We start from the raw sequence: 18,732 nt of genomic DNA, 5'->3' as shown, positions 1-18,732 counted from the left end.
ACCCAACCCACAGACACCCCTGAGACACCCGTCATGACACCTTCCCAGCAACACATCGCCTTCATCGGCGGCGGCAACATGGCCAGCGCCATCATTGGCGGCCTGATCCGCCAAGGCATGAAACCTGAGCAAATCACCGTGGTCGAGCCCTTTGCCGAAACCGCGGCCAAGTTATTCAAGGATTTCGGCATCACCGCCTTGCCCGCCGCCAGTGCGGCGCTGGGTCAGGCCGACCTCGTGGTTTGGGCGGTCAAACCTCAAATCTTCAGCGAAGCTGCTGCCCCCGTCATGCCGCACACCCGAGGCGCACTGCACCTGTCGGTGGCCGCAGGCATCCGCACCGACAGCATTTGCCGCTGGGTGGGCACCGAGCGTGTGGTGCGTTGCATGCCCAACACGCCCGCGCTGGTAGGCCAAGGCATCACCGGCCTTTTCCCCTGCCCATTGGTCACCCACGCCGACAAAGCGCTGGTGGAACAAGTCATTGGCACCACCGGGCAATATGTGTGGGTCGATCAAGAATCCAAACTGGATGCCGTGACCGCCTTGTCAGGCTCTGGCCCGGCTTATGTGTTTTATTTCCTCGAAGCCATGACCCAAGCTGGCGTGGGCATGGGCCTGAGTGCCGAACAGGCCTACCAACTCGCGGTGGCCACTTTTTCGGGTGCCGCTTCCTTGGCTGCCGCCTCGACGGAATCTCCAGAAGTGCTGCGTCAGCGCGTCACATCCAAAGGCGGCACCACCTTTGCCGCCATCACGTCGCTGGAGGAGTCGGGCGTGAAAGCCTCTTTCGTGAAAGCCATGCAGGCGGCAGAAGTCCGCGCTCGCGAATTGGGTGACGAATTTGGCAAAGCCTGAAAAGCACTGGCCTGAAAGCCCAAAGCTTCAGGCCGCGCTGTAACTCAGTGCCACCCCCAAAAACACGCTGAACCCGAGCCAGTGGTTCAAGCGAAAGGCCTTGAAGCAGCCTTCGCGGCTGCGCTGGCGAATCAAAAAATAATGCCAGACCACCTGGCCCGCCGAAACAGCCCAAGCCAGCCAGAACCACAGGCCTTGCTGGGCGGCATTGAGCAAGCACGCCCAGATCAACAAATACGCCGCGTAAAAGCCCATGATGGCGGGCACATCCTTGTCGCCCAGCGTGATGGCCGAGGTTTTCATGCCAATTTTGAGGTCGTCATCGCGGTCCACCATGGCGTATTCGGTGTCATAGGCCAGCACCCAAAACAGGTTGCCCAGCAACAAGCCCCAAGCCAACAAGGGCACATCGCCCTGCACCGCCGCAAACGCCATCGGAATGCCAAAACTGAACGCCACCCCCAGCACCGCCTGCGGCATGGACACATAACGCTTGGCATACGGGTACACCAGCGTCACCACCAGTGCAGCAAACGACCAGCGGATGGTGGCCGCATTCGTCGTGAGCACCAAACCAAACGCACACAACGCCAGCACGGCCCCCACCCAGAGGGCCTCTTTTGTGCCGATGCGCCCACTGGTCACAGGGCGATGGGCCGTGCGTTTGACATGTTTGTCAAAGTCGCGGTCGGCCACGTCGTTCACACAGCAACCCGCGCTGCGCATGAGGACAGTGCCCAAGGTGAACACCACGATCAAATGCCAACCTGGAAAACCGCCCGCAGCCACCCACAAAGCCGCCAACGAAGGCCACAGCAACAACAGCCAACCGGCAGGCCGGTTCCATCGGATCAGGTCAAGGTAAAGCTTGAGTTTGTCGGTCATGGATGAATTATCGGTGCGGGGATGTCATGTGGGAGGCCCCCCTGCCGCAGAAGGCATGGAATGGCCCAAGCCTACATTCGAGAGCAAAGGCTCACACCCACAGGGAACACTCAAGACAGCCGCGTCACGCCCGGCAACGGACAGGCATAAATGGCATTGCGCATGGCAGCAATGGCTTCGTAGCGGGTGTAGCTGCGGCGCCAGGCCAACACGACGCGACGCGTGGGCGGCTTGCCACCTGCAGGGTCCACAATGGGCAAATAGCGCACAGGTGAGTCATGCCGCCCGCCCGAACGCTTGTGCACCGGCTTGAGCTCGGGCACCGACAAACGGGGCACCAAAGTCACGCCCATGCCTGCGGCCACCATGTGCTTGATGGTCTCCAGCGACGAGCCCTCAAAAGTCTTGCGGATGCCATCGGTCTGGCTCGCATAACGGGCAAATTCGGGGCACACCTCCAGCACATGGTCACGAAAGCAATGCCCTGCGCCCAGCAACAGCATGGTCTCGTTTTTCAACTGCTCAGGCGTGATGGATGCTTCCTGGGCCAAGGGGTGGTTCAAGGGCAAAGCCGCCATGAAGGTCTCGTCGTACAAAGGTGCCACGGCCAGGCCAGACTCGGGAAACGGCTCCGCCAAAATGGCGCAGTCCAGCTCGCCTGTGCGCAACATCTCCAGCAGTCGCACGGTGAAGTTTTCTTGCAGCATCAAAGGCATTTGCGGCATGTCGGTGATGATCTGGCGCACCAAATCGGGCAACAGGTAAGGCCCGATCGTGTAAATCACCCCCAATCGCATGGTGCCTGCCAAGGGGTCTTTGCCGCGCTTGGCAATTTCCTTGATTTCGGCGGCCTGCTCCAGCACGCTTTGCGCTTGGCGCACGATCTCTTCGCCCAATAAAGTGACAGACACCTCGCTGGCGCTGCGCTCGAACAGCTTGACCTCCAGCTCTTCTTCCAGCTTCTTGATCGCCAGCGACAACGTGGGCTGCGACACAAAGCAGGCCTCGGCCGCCTTGCCAAAGTGCTTTTCGCGGGCCACGGCCACGATGTATTTGAGTTCGGTCAGGGTCATGGCTTGAATTTAACAGTCAGGCTTTCAGAAACTCGGATTTCCCGCCCAGCCAGCGGTGGATATGCCGCTCGGCCAATTGCGGGTGCTGGTCAAGCATCTGCGGGGCCAGCGCACGCGCCCAGTCGAGCAAATGTCCATCGGTTTCCAGGTCGGCAAAGCGCAGCAAGGGCGCGCCCGACTGGCGGGCCCCCAGAAATTCGCCCGGCCCGCGGATCTCCAGATCGCGCCGAGCGATCTCGAAACCGTCATTGGTCTCGACCATGGCGCGCAGGCGTTCGCGGGCGGTCTCGCTCAAGCGGCCACCTTCGGGCGTGCCATAGAGCAACACGCAGGCCGACGCCGCAGCGCCCCGCCCCACCCGGCCCCGCAGCTGGTGCAACTGAGACAAGCCAAACCGCTCGGCATGCTCGATCACCATCAGCGAGGCATTGGGCACGTCCACCCCCACCTCGATCACGGTGGTGCTGACCAGCACGCCCATCGCGCCTGCGGTGAAAAGCTCCATCACCGCCTTCTTTTCTGCCACCGGCATGCGCGAATGCAGCAGGCCGACCATCACGCCGGGCAGCGCTTCGCTCAGGTCGGCATGGGTTTGCGTGGCGTTGGTCAGGTCCAGCGCCTCGCTTTCTTCGATCAGCGGGCACACCCAATAGACCTGCCGCCCCTGCTGAATCTGGGCACCGATGCGCTCGACCACTTCATGGCGGCGGTGGTCGGACACCACGCGGGTCACGATGGGGGTGCGCCCCGGTGGCAACTCGTCGATCACCGACACGTCCAGATCGGCGTAATAGCTCATGGCCAGCGTGCGCGGGATCGGCGTGGCCGTCATCATCAGCATGTGCGGCTCCATGCCGGGGGCCTGCATCTTGCCGCGCAGGGCCAGGCGCTGGGCCACGCCAAAGCGGTGCTGCTCGTCGATCACGGCCAGCGCCAGATTCTTGAACTTGACGTGTTCCTGAATCACCGCGTGCGTGCCCACCACCAACGCCGCCTCGCCCGACTCGATCAGCGCCAACATGGCGGCGCGCTCTTTCTTCTTTTGGCTGCCAATCAGCCAAGCGACTTTCACGCCCAAAGGCTCCAGCCAGCCCACCAGTTTGGCAAAGTGCTGGGTGGCCAAGATTTCGGTCGGCGCCATCAGGGCGCATTGCCAGCCCGCATCGATGGCCACCATGGCCGCCAGCGCCGCCACCACCGTCTTGCCCGCCCCCACATCGCCTTGCAGCAAGCGGTGCATGGGCACGTGGCGGGCCAGGTCTTTGGCAATCTCCTGCCCCACACGCTGCTGGGCATTCGTCAGGCCAAAGGGCAAAGCGGCCAGCAACTGGCCGTGCAAACCTTTGGGTTTCATCTTCAAGGCCGGGGCACGCAACAAATCGCGTTCGCGCTTGGCGGTCAGTTGCGACAACTGCTGCGCCAGCAACTCCTCGCACTTGAGGCGAACCCAGGCCGGGTGGCTGCGGTCTTCGAGCGCCGCCAGCGACACATCGGGTGTGGGGTGGTGCAAAAACTGCAAAGCATTGCGCAATGGCCAAGCGCCGCGCTGGTCGGGCCAGGCGATGCCTTGAGGCATCGTCTCGCTCAGGTCGGCATGGTTCAGGCCCGTGATCACGGCCCGCCGCAAGTAGGCCTGCGCCAACCCCGCCACCGTCGGGTAAACCGGCGTCAACGCTTCGGCCAAGTGACCGCCCGCCGCCTTGAAGCTGGGGTGCATCATGGTCAAGCCCATGAAACCGCCCTTGACCTCGCCCCGCGCCCGAATGCGGTTGCCCACCGCCAGCGCCTTCTGGTGCGAGGGGTAGAAGCTGAAAAACCGCATCACGCAAGTGTCCGAACCATCGTCTACCGTCACCAGCAACTGGCGGCGCGGCCGCATCGTGATCTCACACGCCGTCACCGTCGCCTCAATCTGCGCGGTATCGCCCTCGCGCACATCACGCAATTTGACGATGCGGGTTTCATCCTCGTAACGCAACGGCAGGTGCAGCGCCAGATCGATGTCGCGCTTCAGGCCGAGCTTGATCAACGCCTTTTGAGGGGCGCTGAGCGTTTTGGCGGGGGAAGATGTTGGCGCGGAGGGCATCAGCCGATTGTGCCGCGTCTGAATACCCATCAGGGTGTCAACTCAAGCTTTGGGCTTGTGACTCGCTGCCAATGACAGGGCCGTCACCACCTCCCGCACTGTCTTGCGGTCGTTCACATCCAACCCCAGGTAACGGCTCACCATCTCTCGGTCTGCCATGCTCAAACTGGCCGGATCTGTCGTCGCCTCTGCGGCCTTGATTGCACCACCAGACCGCCCAAACCGCAGCTCGTCTGGGCTGACCTGCAACCAATCGGCCAACACACGTAATTTGTCCTGCGTCGGAATGGATTTACCCAATAACCAGTTGCGCGCCGTGTGCGGCGTGATGCTGCGACCCCAGTAGCGAAGGTTGAACTCGTTGGCCACCGCGGTTGGCGAAGCACGTACGCCTGAACCCTCAAGCGCCTGCTTGAGCCGCTGCGCAAATGCTTCTGTTTCGGATGTGGTTGCCATGCTGTGAAAGTAGCTGGCGACTTGATCTCGAAAGTGATTTTTAATTACAAATTATGTTAAAGTAAATTACATTTTTACGGTAATTGGATACCGTGTAAACGATAAACACATCAAACAGGAGCCACTGCATGAAATTCCTTAACTCACTTTTCGCCATTGGTGCGCTGCTGGCTGTGGCGGGCTGTGGAGGCGGAGGCGGGGGCTCTAGTGCAAGCAGTAACGAAACGGCTACATCGACAACTGCATCGACCGCAACCTTCCCATTGCGAAGTGCTTATCAAGCCCTGGTCAGCCAAAGTGAAATAAACAGTTTTTCTATCAGTGGAACCTGTACAGGCAGCGCCACTGAGACGCGTAGCGCTGCTACCGCCGCTACGTTTGAAGGCGTTCCTGGTGTTTCGACCACAACTACACTGACAGGCACTTACAGCAACTGCACTCCAGCATCTTTTGCAGGTACAAGCATCAGTTATTACGATACCAACTACAAACCTGTGGGCAGCGAGAACCTTGGAACTGACTATGCTGTTTACGGCACAAGCAACGACTTGCCCACAAGCGTCAAAGTGGGCGACACCACTCAGTTCGCGGCTGTTGACGTGTATTCCTCTAGCACAAAACAAGTCAGAAGCGGAACCCGGGTACTGAGTTATACCGTTGAAGCGGACAGCAGCAGCACGGCAATCGTCAACCTGATCGCTAAAGGCTATAACGCATACAACCAGCTGCTCTACACGCAGCAGAGCCGTTACCGCATTAACACCAGCGGTCAATTGAGTATCGTCTCGCGGGACATTCAATACAGTACGACCAACTCATCGCACATGGTGTGGACTAAGAACTGAACCGATTCCCCCAAGTCTTATTTGGTCGCCGCTATTGCATTGACAAAAGTAAGCATTGAATCTTTAGTTCAGGCGCGTTAATGCGTGATTGACTGTGAAACGGCGTGAGAAAATCACGCCGTTTATCAATTGATAAGGGCCTGTCCAGCCCTGCGCCATGTCTCCTTCTGCATCCCCCAGCGCCCCCCGCGCTTTCACGCTCAGCGATTTCGACTTTGAGCTGCCCCCCGAACTGATTGCCCAGCACCCTGCCGCCGAGCGCAGCGGCTCGCGTTTGCTCGACGGCTCGTCGCCTGCGGTGGTCGACCGCATCTTTCACGAACTGCCCAGCCTGCTGACCGCGGGCGACCTGCTGGTGTTCAACGACACCAAGGTGGTCAAGGCCCGCATCTTTGGCGAGAAGGCCTCTGGCGGCAAGCTGGAGTTGCTGATCGAGCGTGTGCTGCCCGGCCACGAGGTGGTGGCACACATGAAGGTCAGCAAAAAGCCGCTGGTGGGCGGCAAGATGTACATGATGGGCGGTGCCCGCAACGGCGGTTTTGACGCGGTGCTGCTGGGCCGCTGGCCCGATGCCAACGGCCAGTTGTTTCACCTCAAGCTGAGCGACGAGCCGCATGCGCTGATGGAAAAGCACGGCCATGTGCCGCTGCCGCCCTACATCACCCACACCGATTCAGAAGAAGATGCCCAGCGCTATCAGACCGTGTTTGCACGTGCACCCGGCGCGGTGGCAGCCCCCACGGCGGCGCTGCATTTTGACGAAGGCCTGCTGGCCCAACTGGAGGCCCGTGGCGTGCAACGCGCCAGCGTGACGCTGCATGTGGGCGCGGGTACCTTTCAGCCCGTCAAAACCGAGAACATCGCCGACCACACCATGCACCGCGAATGGTACGAAGTGCCCGAAACCACGCAGCAGGCGATTGCGGCTTGCAAGGCCCGGGGCGGCAAGGTGGTGGCCGTGGGCACGACGACGGTGCGCACCCTGGAGTCGTGGGCCAAGTTCGGGCAGGCCAGCGGCGACACGCAGATCTTCATCACGCCGGGGTTTGATTTCAAATTGGTGGACCGCCTGGTCACCAACTTCCACCTGCCCAAAAGCACGCTGATGATGCTGGTCAGCGCCTTTGCGGGCTACGAGCACATCATGGGTCTGTACCGGCACGCGATCGCGAACCAGTACCGCTTTTTCAGTTATGGGGATGCGATGCTGCTGACACGCACACCGCCTGAATCTCAGGTCAGCTGAAGAAAAACCCGCCCACCTTCGATCTTCACCGGCCACGTTTTGGCCGGCTCGGTCGCCGGACCACAGGCCACCGAACCATCGCGCAAGCTGAACTGCGCCTGGTGGAAGGGGCATTCCACATGGTGGCCTTCGACAAATCCGTCGCACAGCTTGGCGTTGCCGTGGGTGCACAGGTTGTTGATGGCAAACACTTCGCCGTCCACGCTGAACAGGGCAATGTCCTGGCCATCGGGGGCCACGGCGATGCCTGCGCCTTCAAACAAATCGGCCTCGGCGGCCACGTCAATCCAGTTGCTCATAGGGTGGCTCTTGATCAGATCGGGTAAATGATGGAGTTGGGGATCATTTCGCTGTCGTACACGCACAGGCGCTCGGCGAACTTGAAGCCTTCGGGGGTTTGCACGATGGTGTCAATGTAGCGGCCCACATTGAACACGGTGCTTTCCTTGTCGAGCTTGGTGCGAAAGACCGCATAGTTGGCTTCTGCGTGAATGCGGCCGTCTGCCACGCGGCGCACGATGGGCGCGCCCACCACATGCCGCTGGTAGTAAGGGTCGTGGTACAGCGTTTCTTGGATGCCGTACACGCGGTCTTTGAGCATGCCTTTGCTGGTGAAGGACAGCGTGCACAGCGGAAAGCCGCGTTCAAAGTTTTCTCGCGGCTGCAGTTTGTAGACGCACTGCTCGGTGAAAAACTCGGGCCACAGGTCCCACTGGCCGCTGTCCACGGCGCTGGCGTAATCGGCATAGAGCTGCTGGATGCCGAACCAGGTATTCATATCGACCATCATCAAGCCTCCATCACTTTGCGCCAGTATTCGTACATGCCCCTGATCAGCGTTTCGGTCACCATGTGGTCGGTCTCGCCCACATCGCGACCGCCCAGCTCCACCAGCATGCGGTGCTCGGGTTTGGTCTCAAACGCTTGCTGCGAAAACTCGATCACCTCGCCGTCGTCCGCGCTCACAAAACCGGCCGGGCCAAACAGGTTGGACTGGCGCAGGCGGCGCTCGTGCATCTCGGGCGTGTCGTCTTCAAAGCCGAAGTGCGTCCAGACAAAATCAAACGCACCATGCCCATCGGGCTGGATGTGCCGGGTGGACACGCTGTTGACCTGCTGCTGAAAAATCACACTCGGGAACAGCGTCATCATCACCGCCGAGGGCATCTGGTCCTCCATCTTCCACCAGTCTTCGGGCACGATGTCCAAGAAGCTCGGGTCGTTGAGCTGCATGCTTTCTTTGAAGCTGCTCACCTGTGTGACCTGCGACGCCTGCCCCGTGGCTTGGCCAGCACTGCCTCGGGTCGACACCATGGCCGCATGGCGGTGGTGCGCGTCCATGCGCAACTCGCTCTTGTTGTCGGCACGCCAGAGGCCAAAGGTCACAAACCAGGTGTGCAGCAAGCCGGGGTGGTAGGGGTCTTTGATGTTCTCTTGCATCAGCTTCCAGTTGCCCGGAATGCGCTGGCGGTTGTAACCCAGCACCACCAGCTTGCGGCCATTGAACAGGCGGTCAAAGTATTTCAGGATGGTGGGACCCATGAAGTCTTCGAGCGACTCCACGTTGTGGTCGAACGATGCAAACACCACGCCACCGCGTGTGGCCACTTTCAGGGCTGTGAGGCCGTGGTCCTTGGGGTCAAAGTCGGCGGGCATGCCGCCGTTGACCTTGCCGTCTTGGCGCACGCCACGCCGAAAAGGCACGCCCTGCAAGTCGCCCTTGAGCGTGTAGCTCCACTGGTGGTAGGGGCAGACAAACTCTTTTTTGTTGCCGTGGCGCTCGCGGCAAAACTGCATGCCCCGGTGGGCGCAGACGTTCTCGACCACATGGATCTGCCCGTCGGTGGCACGCGTCATGATGACCGAGCGCTCGCCCACCACGGTGCGCTTGAAGTCGCCGGGGTTCGGGATCTCGGCCTCCAGGCCCACGTAGTTCCAGTGACTTTTGTAAAAGAAGCGCTCCAGCTCCTTCTTGTGCCGGTCTTCGTCGGTGTACACGGCAAACGGCACGCGGCTGGTGCCGTCCGTTTCCCAGTGGATGGGTTGTTCGGTCATGGGTGGGTCTCCTGCAATGTGTAGGTTTGCACTGAGCATGTGGGAGCGAGCCCCCGCTCGCGAATGGCCGCCTTGGCACGGCAAGCATTCGGCCGCAGGGGCGACCTCCCACAGATCTTGGCCTGCATCATGTCGCACCCATCAAATTCGGTAAATCGAAATTCAAAGATAATCATTATCCAAATTTCAAATATAACTCTCACCCGCCATGGAACTCGCCCGCCTCGACCTGAACCTGCTGCTGGTGTTTCACCACCTACTGCGCGAAAAGCGCGTGTCTGCCGTGGCCACCGTGCTGGGCATGAGCCAGCCCGCCGTCAGCAGCGCGCTGGGCCGCCTGCGCAGCAGTCTGGGCGACGAGCTGTTTTTACGCACCCAGCGCGGCATGGCGCCCACGCCCTACGCCCTACAGCTGGCCGAACCCGTGGCCACCGCGCTCGACGGCTTGCAGCAAGCGCTCAATGTGCGCGCCTCGTTTGACCCGGCCACCAGCGAACGCAGCTTCACTTTGGCCATGACCGATGTGGGCGAAATGTATTTCCTGCCCGTGCTGATGGACGCGCTGGCTCATGCAGCTCCGGGCGTCACGCTCAACGTGGTGGCCGTGACCAGCGACAGCCTGAAAGACGACATGGCCTCTGGCCGCACCGACTTGGCGCTGGGCTTGTTGCCGCAGCTGCAGGCGGGCTTTTTTCAGCAAGCGCTGTTTCGCCAGCCCTATGTGTGCCTGATGCGCGAAGGCCACCCACTGGCGACAGCCACCACCCTGTCGCTCATCGACTTTGCCGCCGCCAGCCATGTGCGCGTGATTGCCGCAGGCACAGGGCACGGCAGGGTGGACGAAGCGCTGGAGCGCCAAGGCCTGCAGCGCCGCATTCGCCTCACGGTGCCGCACTACGTAGCTTTGGGCGATGTGCTGGGCCACTCGGACCTGATTGCCACCGTGCCCGAGCGCTTTGCGCAGCGCGTGACCGCCCCTTTTGCCCTGACCACCCGCGCCCTGCCACTGGCAGTGGACGGCAGCGCCATCCACCAGTTCTGGCACGCCCGACTGCACAAAGACCCGGGGCACCAGTGGCTGCGCGGGCAAGTCGCCCAACTGTTTGGTGACGGCAGCAAACCCGCCGCGGAACAAACGGTGTAAAGCCACTCAAACGTTTTCTTCTGGGAGCGGCGCCCCCGCCGCGATCCAGCGTCCGCAAACCACCAGCATTCGCCGCGAGGGCGCGGCTCCCACACATCCAACCATTGGCCCGTGGGCGGGCCTCCTACAATCGCTGCCATGCTCCAATTCGACCTGCTCAAAACCGACCCCTCCAGCCACGCCCGACGCGGGGTGCTGACCCTGAACCATGGCGTGGTGCAAACGCCCATCTTCATGCCCGTGGGGACCTACGGCACCGTCAAAGGCGTGATGCCGCGCAGCCTGCACGAGATGGGCGCACAGATCATTTTGGGCAACACCTTCCACCTGTGGATGCGCCCGGGGCTGGACATCATGAAAGGCTTTGGTGGCCTGCACCAGTTTGAAAAATGGGACAAGCCCATCCTGACCGACTCGGGCGGTTTTCAGGTCTGGTCGCTGGGCGACATGCGCAAGATCACCGAAGAAGGCGTGACCTTTGCCAGCCCCGTGAACGGCGACAAGCTGTTCATGTCGCCCGAAGTGAGCATGCAGATCCAGACCATCCTGAACTCCGACATCGTGATGCAGCTCGACGAGTGCACGCCCTACGAGACCAAGGGGCACCTCACCACCGAGGCCGAGGCGCGCAAGTCGATGGAGATGAGCCGCCGTTGGGCCGTTCGCAGCAAAGACGAATTTGCTCGCCTGGAAAACCCCAATGCGCTGTTTGGCATCGTGCAAGGCGGCATGTTTGAAAACCTGCGCCAGGAATCGCTGGACGCGCTGGTGGAGATGGACTTCCCCGGCTATGCGATCGGTGGCGTCAGCGTGGGCGAGCCCAAAGAGCAAATGCTGCAAATCATGGCGCACACCCCGCACCGCCTGCCCGCCCACAAGCCGCGCTACCTGATGGGCGTGGGCACGCCCGAAGACCTGGTGCAAGGCGTGGCCGATGGCGTGGACATGTTCGACTGCGTCATGCCCACCCGCAACGCCCGCAACGGCACGGTGTTCACCCGCTTTGGCGACCTGAAGCTGCGCAACGCCCGCCACAAAAACGACCCGCAGCCACTCGACACCAGTTGCACCTGCCATGCCTGCGCGGGAACGTCTGGCGTGTCGTGGGACAACGGTGGCCGAGACGGTTTCAGCCGCGCTTACATGCACCACCTGGACCGCTGCGGCGAAATGCTCGGCCCCATGCTGACCACCATCCACAACCTGCACTACTACCTGGACCTGATGCGCGAAGTGCGCGAATCGCTGGACGCGGGGCAGTTCGCGCAGTTCCGGGCGCAATTCAAGAGCGAGCGGGCTCGGGGCGTTTGATTTCGTAGGAGGCCGCCCCTGCGGCCGAATGCACGCTTTGCCATCGTAAGATTTTCGCGAGCAGGGGTTCGCTCCCACAAAGCCCAGCGCCCACACCCTCTTTCAGTCGGTGGTGAACACCGTCAACACCCCGGTGTAACCGTACAGTTGATCCCGCGCGATTTCGCCTGCGGCAAAGAAGCCGACCAAGGGCACATCGCCCAAAGCGTGGCGGATGATCTGCAGCTCGGCGCTGGGGCCACCAAAGTGCGGGCCACCCCGGCCAGTGCAGCTCACATAGACAGCGCCTGCGATGCGCTTGCCCACTTGAGGCAAGCTCGGCATAGGGTCATCGCTCAGGGCATGGATCGCTTCAACGGACAGCATCTCGGGTTCAAGCTCTTCGCGGATTTCAGCGCACACGCGCACCAAGTCGGCACGGGCTGCGTGCACATCGCGCTTGCAAAACGTCAAGCGCATGCCGGGCTCCAGGTGTTCAGCCACCGCCAAGCCATGACGCAAAGGGTCAAGACCCACAATGTGGCGCACCAGCACGTAGCTGCCCAAGTTGCCCGTGCGGCCTACGCCCACTTGCCCGACCGGGCTCAGACCCACCAAAGTTGAACGCACCACCGGAATGGCCTTTTGCGGCTCGCTCAAGCTGATCTTCAAGTCAGCCAGCATCACGTCCAGTGCCGGTTCTCCATTGAGTTTGAGCACCACATGCCTGTCGGCCTCGGTGATCTCGCGCTCAGGCGAGACGGGTTGACAACCCTGGGTCACGCGTGACAGCAAGGCCACATCGGCACTCAAGGCCACACCACTCAAGCCGCCTTCGAGCACACCGCCATCGTCCAGGTTCTGTCCGTTGTGAACGGCAAACTGCACGCTACGGGTGCGGCTGGAAGTCAGGCCACCGAACAAATAGCCTTGTTCGGTCCGCGCCGCCATTTCGCCCAGTAACTCGGCCAAGTCGGGCGTGGCCGGGTCGGCGTGCACCAGCGCTACAGAGGCAAACCCGTTGTCGGCCAAAGGGGCACGACCCGAAAACACGCGGTAATGCTCGGGTGGCAGATCGCACAACATGACCGCCATGGCCGGTTCGTCAAAGTACTCGGCGTTGTTGACGGCAATGCCCACCCCCACGGTCCCAACCCAATCGCTGACGGCGGGCAACTCTTGACGCAAATGGTCAAGAATCGCCTGCGCATGGCCCGCGTAGTGGTCAGTGATGTAGAGCAGCGCCAACTTGGGGTCTGCGGCGCATTTGGGCAAGCTCATCTGCGCTCGCAACTGGGCCAAGACCAAACCTGCAGCCATCAGCCAATGCGGATGGGTGGCGTGCCCATAGGGAAACAGCTTCATGGCTTTGTGCGCTTGGAGAGCGGCTTGCGAGGCGCAGATTTGGCGCTCAGTTTGGCTTTGCCGTTGGTGGCTTTTTTGGCGGGCGCCTTTGGGGCTGCAGGTGATTTTTTGCTGGCCGCTGAGGTGCTGGCACCCTTGGCCGTCATGCCGGCCTTCATGGCCTCGGCAGCCACGTCTTTCACTGCAGCGGCTGCAATGCTCTGAAACTGCTGTGTCAAAGCACCCCACCACTGCATTGGATCCACCGCCGGCTTGGCCGAGGGGTTTTCCGCAGACTTGGACGTCGACTTGGCTTTGGCCGCTTCGGCTTCGACGGCTGGCTTTGGCGCAACAGGTTCAGGCGGGCGCGTGGCTTGCTGTACAGGTTCGGTGGCAGGCGCCTTGGCTGTGAAGGCCTTGGCCAGATCGGCCATGTTCACGTTCATGCTTTGCAACGTGGACAAGGTCATCTTCTGCACCTCCATCGCCTGGACAGTGGCCTTGAGTGCGGTGGTGTTTTGCTCCAGCCAAAACAGCACCGACTTGAGTTCCTGAATGCGCTTGTCGATTTCCTCAACACTCAGTGTGGGCGCCACCCAACTGGCCATGCCCGGGATGGCCCCTGTCGCGGGTGCAGCCTGAGCCGCCGTTTTGGACAGGTTTTGCAAAAAATCAAACCCCGGAACAAATTGGCCAAAGCCGAAAGCCGATGTATCGCTCATGGTGTCTCCTCACGCAGATGGTGGATGCAACAGCTTAATCGAAATGTCTGGCACACGGCTTTCAGTGTTTGTGGTCTGCATGGCCATGCGCTTGTGGCATGCCCGTGGTCACCGGCACGCTCACCTGCTGCTTGCTCTCGGTGCCTTTGGCGTCCTTGAAGATCAGGGTCAGGGCCACACTGCCGTCTTTCACAAGCGGGGCCTTGAGGTCCATCAGCATCAAGTGGTAGCTGCCAGGCTTGAGCTCCACCGTTTGGTTGGCAGGCAAGTCCAATGCAGGCACTGCGCGCATTTTCATGACCGAGCCTTCCATCTTCATTTCATGGATTTCGGCAACGCCCGCGGCGGGGGTAGACACCGCCACCAAACGGGTGGTCTGGGGGGCTGTGATTTTCATGAAAGCACCCGTGGCATTTTGGCCTTGAACGGTAGCGCGGGCCCATCCACCCTCCACCTTGACCTGGGCCCAGGTCGTGTTGGTGGCCATCAAGCCCAGGCACAGCCACAAGGCTTGTTTGAATGTCTTGTTCATGTTTTCTCCTCAGATTGAAATAGTGGGTCTTCAGTGTGCGTGTCCGGCTGCTGCAGCACTGGGCATGAGTTCCAGCGCTGCAGCGGGCGACTTCAGGTCCGACAGTTTTTGGCCTGGCTTGGGAACTTCCGTCCAGTCGTTGCGACCCTGCTCACACACCTGCTGCACAGGCCAATACATCATGCCCGACTGGCCAGGCAAAGTCCCCACCAGCACGAACTCGTCGTAATGGCCACTGGGCAACATGTCTTCGACGGTTTTGGCCGTCCAACTGATCCGGGTCACGTCTTCGGTGATGTTACGGCCGTGGCTGGTGTAGGGCTGAGCCAGCTTGTCGCGGGTCACCTCCAGTCGCCAGCCCGCCTTGGGCATGGGCTTGGCGCCCTGCACGCCCGCCGGGATGTCGACCACGATCTGGCGCGTGGGCGACGCGCCGCAACCGTGGCCCACCTTGAAGGTGGCCTTGTAGCTCTGGCCAGCGGTGGCCACCTGGTACTCGAGCACGGTGTGGGCCGAAGCCCCCAAACCCAAACCTAAGCCCAAGAGAGCCAACATGGCGCACAACAGGGGATTGAAAAGTTTCATGATCGGTGTCCTTTAAAAATTGGCCTTCAGCTCAGCTGTGTAGCTGCGCTGTGGGTAGGGGTGGAAGTTCCAGTACTTGTCGTTGTTCAGGTTATCGATGCCAAAGGCGGCGACCAGCTGGGGCGTGATCTGCCAACGGGCACGCACGTCCACCGTAGTGAAAGTGCTCACGCCCATGTAGGCATAGCCGTTCACGTCCGAGTTGTTGAGTGTGCGGAACTGCTGGCCGCTGTAGCGCACGGCCACCGAACTGGTCCAAGCCGCGTTCCAACGGTAGCCTGCCAACAATGTGGCGCGCCATTTGGGGATGTTGGGTTGCATCTTGCCGAGGGTGTCTCCAGCCACTGCCACAAAGCCCTGGTTGACCTTGATCACCGAATCGGCATAGGTCACGCTGCCCGTCACATCCAGACCCACAAGGCCAAAGCCTTGAACCGTGAAGGCACCCTCAAGTCCGCGCGTGCGGATGCGGTCCACGTTTTGCACGCGGCTGATGGTGCGGTTGCCCGCAGCGGGGTCGACCACCGACTGCGAGTAAATGCCGTCTTGCGTATCTTCGGCAAATGCCGTCACACGCCACTGGCTTTTGTCCAGGTTTTTTTCGTAGCTCAGCTCCTGAGTCCACGATTTTTCAGGACGCAGGTTCGGGTCGTTGATGTACTGCGAGTTGGTGGTCGAGGTGGCGCCGTACAGCTCGTTCACGGTGGGCATGCGCACGGCGCGGCCCACGGCGTATTTGAGGAAGGCGTCCTCGGCGATCTGTTTGGACAAGGCCGCTTTGGGCGACAGGTGGTGCTCGCTGCGGTCTGCAAAAGCTTGGCTGCTGCTGGCCGAGAAGCGCGTCAAGCCTTGCGTGGCGCTCCAGTGTTCCGCCCGCAAGCCCAGTACGACGCGCCAGTCAGGGGCAAAGCGCCAAGTGTCTTGCGCGTACAGGCTTTGCAGCTGGGTGCGGCCCCCCACTTCGCTGGCCACGCTGCCTGCAGCGTCGGTGGTCCAGTTACCTGCGATGTTGGAGGTCAGGTAGCGCAGCTTGTAGCTGTCTTGCTGCGCGCCAAAATCCACAACGTGTTCGCCTTTGGGTCCTTGCGGGCGCCAAGTGCCACGCAAAGCCAGGTTGTTCCAACCCGTGCCCGAGCCGTCGGCAATGGTGCCAGCGCCACCTGCTGCGGCGTTGGGCAAGGTGTTGCTGCCAGCATTCTGGCGCTTGGTGTCCGAGCCGTAGTCGTACAGGCTGGCGGCCACTTCCCAGTCGAAGGTGCCTTGCGTGCGGCTCTTGACCGACAGGCCGTGCAGGGTGTGGCTGAGTTTTTCATTGGTGAGGGCGAAGTCACCGCCGTTGAGCGCCGAGTAGCTGCGGCCACCGATGTTGATCGCACCGCTGGTGACGGTTTGGCCCGAGGCATTGGTGAGGTAAGACTGTGGACGGCCCTCGGACGTGTTTTGCCAGATGCCCAACGAATACGTGGCACGCACGGTGGGGCTGAAGTCATAGGCCACTTTGGCTTTCACATGGTCTTGCACCGTGTGGTACTGGGTGAGCGCTCCCAAAATCACCCAAGGCACATTCGCACTGTTCAAGCCTGCAACTGCACCCGTCACCGCCGTGCCTGCCGAGCCCACGGTACCTGTGCTCACAGTGCGCGTGGCAAAGGTCAGGGGCTGGCCCTGGCTGTCGGTGTGGTTCAAGTTGACAAACCACGACCAGTCGCCCGAGCGGCTGCCCAAGGACGCGCTGGACTGCCAGCCGCCATAAGTGGCATGGGTGTTGTACAGGTCAAAGGGTTGGTGGGCGTAGCCCACTTTGACCGAGCCTTCGAGTTTTTCGGGCATTTTGGTCGTGTACTCGACCACCGCGCCCACCGAGTTGCCCGGGTAAGCCGCAGAAAACGGGCCGTACATCACGTCCACACGCTCGATTTCTTCGGGCGTGACCATGCCCCAGCGCGGCGGAAAGCTCAGGCCGCTGACACCGTTGCCCAGGTAGTTGCTCAGCAAAATGCCATCTGCATACACCGCCGAGCGGGTGCTGTTGCCCGTGCCCGAGACGCGGCTGGACAAGATGGCGTGGTTGTAGTCGCCGTTGTAGCGCTTGCGCACCAAGAGGCTGGGGAAGTACTTGAGGGCATCTTCGCTGTCGGTGGCGTTGATGTTCTGCTCGATCTGCGCGGCCGTAATGCCTTCCATGGTGGCCGGAATCTGGGTGGGCAGGGAGGTGGGTTGTTGGCTGACGATGGTGACCACGCCCACTTCTTTGCTGGGGGCGTTATCGACTGGTTGGGCAGAGATGACGAAAGGGTAAGCCAGGGCCAGGCCCAAGGCGATGCGGGTTTTGCGCATGAAAATTCCTGAAAACGAAACACGAGCGACGCGGCCAGGCGGCGTTCACCGCTGCGGCGTCAAGGCGAAAGTTCAGGAAAGTGCAGGCGGGCCGCGCGGCGGCAGCGGGGTGCCGGTCAGCCAGGCGATGTGGGCCGACGGTATGGGGCGCAGGGCATGGGCCAAGGCGCTCACGGTTGCGAAGCCCACCACCACCGAGGGTGGCGGTGCGCTGACGTGGGCGCACAAAGGGCAGTCCATGCCGCCCGAAGACGTTTGGCTGTCGCCAGCGTCGTCCCCCATCACCATTTTCATGCCACCCATGGCAGAACAAACCATTTGGGTGGCCTGGGGCTTGACCAATGGGGAAGCCACCGAAACCCCAATGAACAACGCAAACCACACCAGCACGAGGCGGGTGAGAAGGTGGGCATTGCGCAGGGTTTGCAGGGAGGACATGGGCTGAAATTATCCCATGGGCCAGCCCAGCTTCTTGGAACGTCATCTTTGCGACGCAGGCGCTGGCCGCCAGGCGCTAACCTGCTCACACTTTTCAACACACTGGAGACCCCATGCTCAAACTCTGCGGCTTCGCAGCCAGCAACTACCACAACAAGGTCAAATTCGCCCTGCTCGAAAAAGGCGTGCCCTTTGAAGAAGAACTTGCCTGGGTGGGCGCCACCGACGCCTCGGCGAGCCCTTTGGGCAAGGTGCCTTACCTGAAAACGGAGCAGGGCGCGATGTGCGAGTCGGCCGTGATGCTCGAATACATCGAGCAAAAGTACCCGCAAAACCCGCTGCTGCCGGCCGACCCGTTTGCAGCCTCCAAGGTGCGAGAGTTGGCACTGTTTCTGGACCTGCACCTGGAACTCGTGGCCCGCAACCTCTATCCCGAAGCCTTTTTTGGCGGCAAGGTGAGTGACTCGGTCAAGGAAAAGACTGCGGCGCAGCTTGAAAAGAACGTCGCCGCCTTCGCCAAGCTTGCCAAATTCACGCCTTTTGTGGCGGGCGACAGCCTGACGCTGGCCGATTGCGCCGCCGTCACCCATTTGCCCTTGGTCTCGGGTGCCACCAAGCTGGTTTACGGCAAAGATTTCCTGGCCGATCTGCCGGTACGCGACTACCTCAAGATGATGGGCGAGCGTCCCCACATGCAAAAAATCAACGCCGACCGCAAAGCCAACATGGATTTGATGATGGCGCGCATGAAAGCCAAATAAGCCAACGGCATGCACTGACAAGGGGCCGGTTGACCTGCATCAATACCGGCCGCCTTGCTCAGGTTCAGGATGAGC

19 protein-coding genes are annotated in these 18,732 nt (G+C 61.2%); 6 read left to right on the top strand and 13 right to left on the bottom strand.

The features are described from left to right. Positions 1-33: 33 nt before the first annotated feature. On the top strand, positions 34-858 hold the full coding sequence (proC, locus tag B9Z33_RS05075; RefSeq protein ID WP_108285853.1) for a pyrroline-5-carboxylate reductase: 825 nt from the start codon (positions 34-36) through the stop codon (positions 856-858). Positions 859-885: 27 nt separating this feature from the next. Here the strand turns inward: proC and ubiA are convergent, their stop codons facing one another. From ubiA to B9Z33_RS05055, 4 genes are all read right to left on the bottom strand, one after another. Then, the gene (ubiA, locus tag B9Z33_RS05070) at positions 886-1,743 is read right to left on the bottom strand and encodes a 4-hydroxybenzoate octaprenyltransferase (RefSeq protein ID WP_108285852.1); all 858 of its coding nucleotides are present in this window, start codon (positions 1,741-1,743) and stop codon (positions 886-888) included. A gap of 110 nt (positions 1,744-1,853) precedes the next feature. Further along, entirely contained in the window at positions 1,854-2,816 is a 963-nt protein-coding gene (locus B9Z33_RS05065) for a LysR substrate-binding domain-containing protein (RefSeq protein ID WP_108285851.1), read from the bottom strand. Positions 2,817-2,832: 16 nt separating this feature from the next. Next, the gene (gene recG / locus B9Z33_RS05060; RefSeq protein ID WP_108285850.1) at positions 2,833-4,902 is read right to left on the bottom strand and encodes an ATP-dependent DNA helicase RecG; all 2,070 of its coding nucleotides are present in this window, start codon (positions 4,900-4,902) and stop codon (positions 2,833-2,835) included. 42 nt (positions 4,903-4,944) lie between these two features. Next, a complete protein-coding gene (locus B9Z33_RS05055; RefSeq protein ID WP_199220283.1) occupies positions 4,945-5,358 on the bottom strand; it encodes a hypothetical protein in 414 nt (137 codons plus the stop codon). 128 nt (positions 5,359-5,486) lie between these two features. On the opposite strand from B9Z33_RS05055, the gene B9Z33_RS15390 reads away from it, so the two are divergent. Together B9Z33_RS15390 and queA are read left to right on the top strand one after the other, a co-directional pair. Beyond that, the gene (locus B9Z33_RS15390) at positions 5,487-6,203 is read left to right on the top strand and encodes a hypothetical protein (protein WP_146183823.1); all 717 of its coding nucleotides are present in this window, start codon (positions 5,487-5,489) and stop codon (positions 6,201-6,203) included. A gap of 157 nt (positions 6,204-6,360) precedes the next feature. Further along, positions 6,361-7,449, top strand: coding sequence for a tRNA preQ1(34) S-adenosylmethionine ribosyltransferase-isomerase QueA (queA, locus tag B9Z33_RS05045; RefSeq protein WP_108285848.1), 1,089 nt, complete (start codon positions 6,361-6,363; stop codon positions 7,447-7,449). Here the strand turns inward: queA and B9Z33_RS05040 are convergent. The 3 genes from B9Z33_RS05040 to B9Z33_RS05030 are packed head-to-tail and all read right to left on the bottom strand — an operon-like array spanning position 7,437 to position 9,504. Continuing rightward, positions 7,437-7,748 carry a non-heme iron oxygenase ferredoxin subunit gene (locus B9Z33_RS05040; protein ID WP_108285847.1) on the bottom strand — a complete coding sequence of 104 codons (312 nt, stop codon included), beginning with the start codon at positions 7,746-7,748 and terminating at the stop codon, positions 7,437-7,439. The genes queA and B9Z33_RS05040 overlap by 13 nt on opposite strands. Before the next feature lie 14 nt (positions 7,749-7,762). After that, on the bottom strand, positions 7,763-8,227 hold the full coding sequence (locus tag B9Z33_RS05035; protein ID WP_369916421.1) for a nuclear transport factor 2 family protein: 465 nt from the start codon (positions 8,225-8,227) through the stop codon (positions 7,763-7,765). 11 nt (positions 8,228-8,238) lie between these two features. Then, positions 8,239-9,504: an aromatic ring-hydroxylating dioxygenase subunit alpha gene (locus B9Z33_RS05030; protein ID WP_108285845.1), complete on the bottom strand. Its 1,266-nt coding sequence runs from the start codon at positions 9,502-9,504 to the stop codon at positions 8,239-8,241. Between the two features lie 208 nt (positions 9,505-9,712). Here B9Z33_RS05030 and B9Z33_RS05020 point away from each other — a divergent pair, with 208 nt between their 5' ends. After that, the gene (locus tag B9Z33_RS05020) at positions 9,713-10,648 is read left to right on the top strand and encodes a LysR family transcriptional regulator (protein ID WP_108285843.1); all 936 of its coding nucleotides are present in this window, start codon (positions 9,713-9,715) and stop codon (positions 10,646-10,648) included. A gap of 138 nt (positions 10,649-10,786) precedes the next feature. Then, positions 10,787-11,959, top strand: a complete 1,173-nt coding sequence (gene tgt / locus B9Z33_RS05015) for a tRNA guanosine(34) transglycosylase Tgt (protein WP_108285842.1) — start codon at positions 10,787-10,789, stop codon at positions 11,957-11,959. A 102-nt stretch (positions 11,960-12,061) separates the two neighbouring features. On the opposite strand, the gene B9Z33_RS05010 is transcribed toward tgt, so the two are convergent. The 6 genes from B9Z33_RS05010 to B9Z33_RS04985 form a co-directional block, all read right to left on the bottom strand. Next, the gene (locus B9Z33_RS05010) at positions 12,062-13,303 is read right to left on the bottom strand and encodes an FIST N-terminal domain-containing protein (protein WP_108285841.1); all 1,242 of its coding nucleotides are present in this window, start codon (positions 13,301-13,303) and stop codon (positions 12,062-12,064) included. Next, positions 13,300-14,004, bottom strand: a complete 705-nt coding sequence (locus B9Z33_RS05005; protein WP_108285840.1) for a PhaM family polyhydroxyalkanoate granule multifunctional regulatory protein — start codon at positions 14,002-14,004, stop codon at positions 13,300-13,302. The genes B9Z33_RS05010 and B9Z33_RS05005 overlap by 4 nt, the downstream gene beginning before the upstream one ends. A 61-nt stretch (positions 14,005-14,065) precedes the next feature. Continuing rightward, entirely contained in the window at positions 14,066-14,536 is a 471-nt protein-coding gene (locus tag B9Z33_RS05000; protein ID WP_108285839.1) for a copper chaperone PCu(A)C, read from the bottom strand. Between the two features lie 30 nt (positions 14,537-14,566). After that, positions 14,567-15,121 (bottom strand): YcnI family protein, encoded by a 555-nt coding sequence (locus tag B9Z33_RS04995; RefSeq protein WP_369916418.1) that lies wholly within the window; start codon positions 15,119-15,121, stop codon positions 14,567-14,569. Positions 15,122-15,133: 12 nt separating this feature from the next. Further along, the gene (locus B9Z33_RS04990; RefSeq protein ID WP_108285838.1) at positions 15,134-17,458 is read right to left on the bottom strand and encodes a TonB-dependent receptor; all 2,325 of its coding nucleotides are present in this window, start codon (positions 17,456-17,458) and stop codon (positions 15,134-15,136) included. 72 nt (positions 17,459-17,530) lie between these two features. Beyond that, complete coding sequence (locus B9Z33_RS04985) at positions 17,531-17,896, bottom strand: DUF2946 family protein (protein ID WP_108285837.1); 366 nt, start codon at positions 17,894-17,896, stop codon at positions 17,531-17,533. Between the two features lie 113 nt (positions 17,897-18,009). Between B9Z33_RS04985 and B9Z33_RS04980 the strand changes: the two genes are divergently transcribed. After that, on the top strand, positions 18,010-18,657 hold the full coding sequence (locus tag B9Z33_RS04980) for a glutathione S-transferase (RefSeq protein WP_108285836.1): 648 nt from the start codon (positions 18,010-18,012) through the stop codon (positions 18,655-18,657). Positions 18,658-18,732 lie beyond the last annotated feature (75 nt).

Origin of the sequence: Limnohabitans sp. T6-20, from assembly GCF_003063505.1 — a bacterium.
Taxonomy (GTDB): Bacteria; Pseudomonadota; Gammaproteobacteria; order Burkholderiales; family Burkholderiaceae_C; genus Limnohabitans_A.
This window is presented reverse-complemented; position numbering and strand designations above follow the sequence as displayed.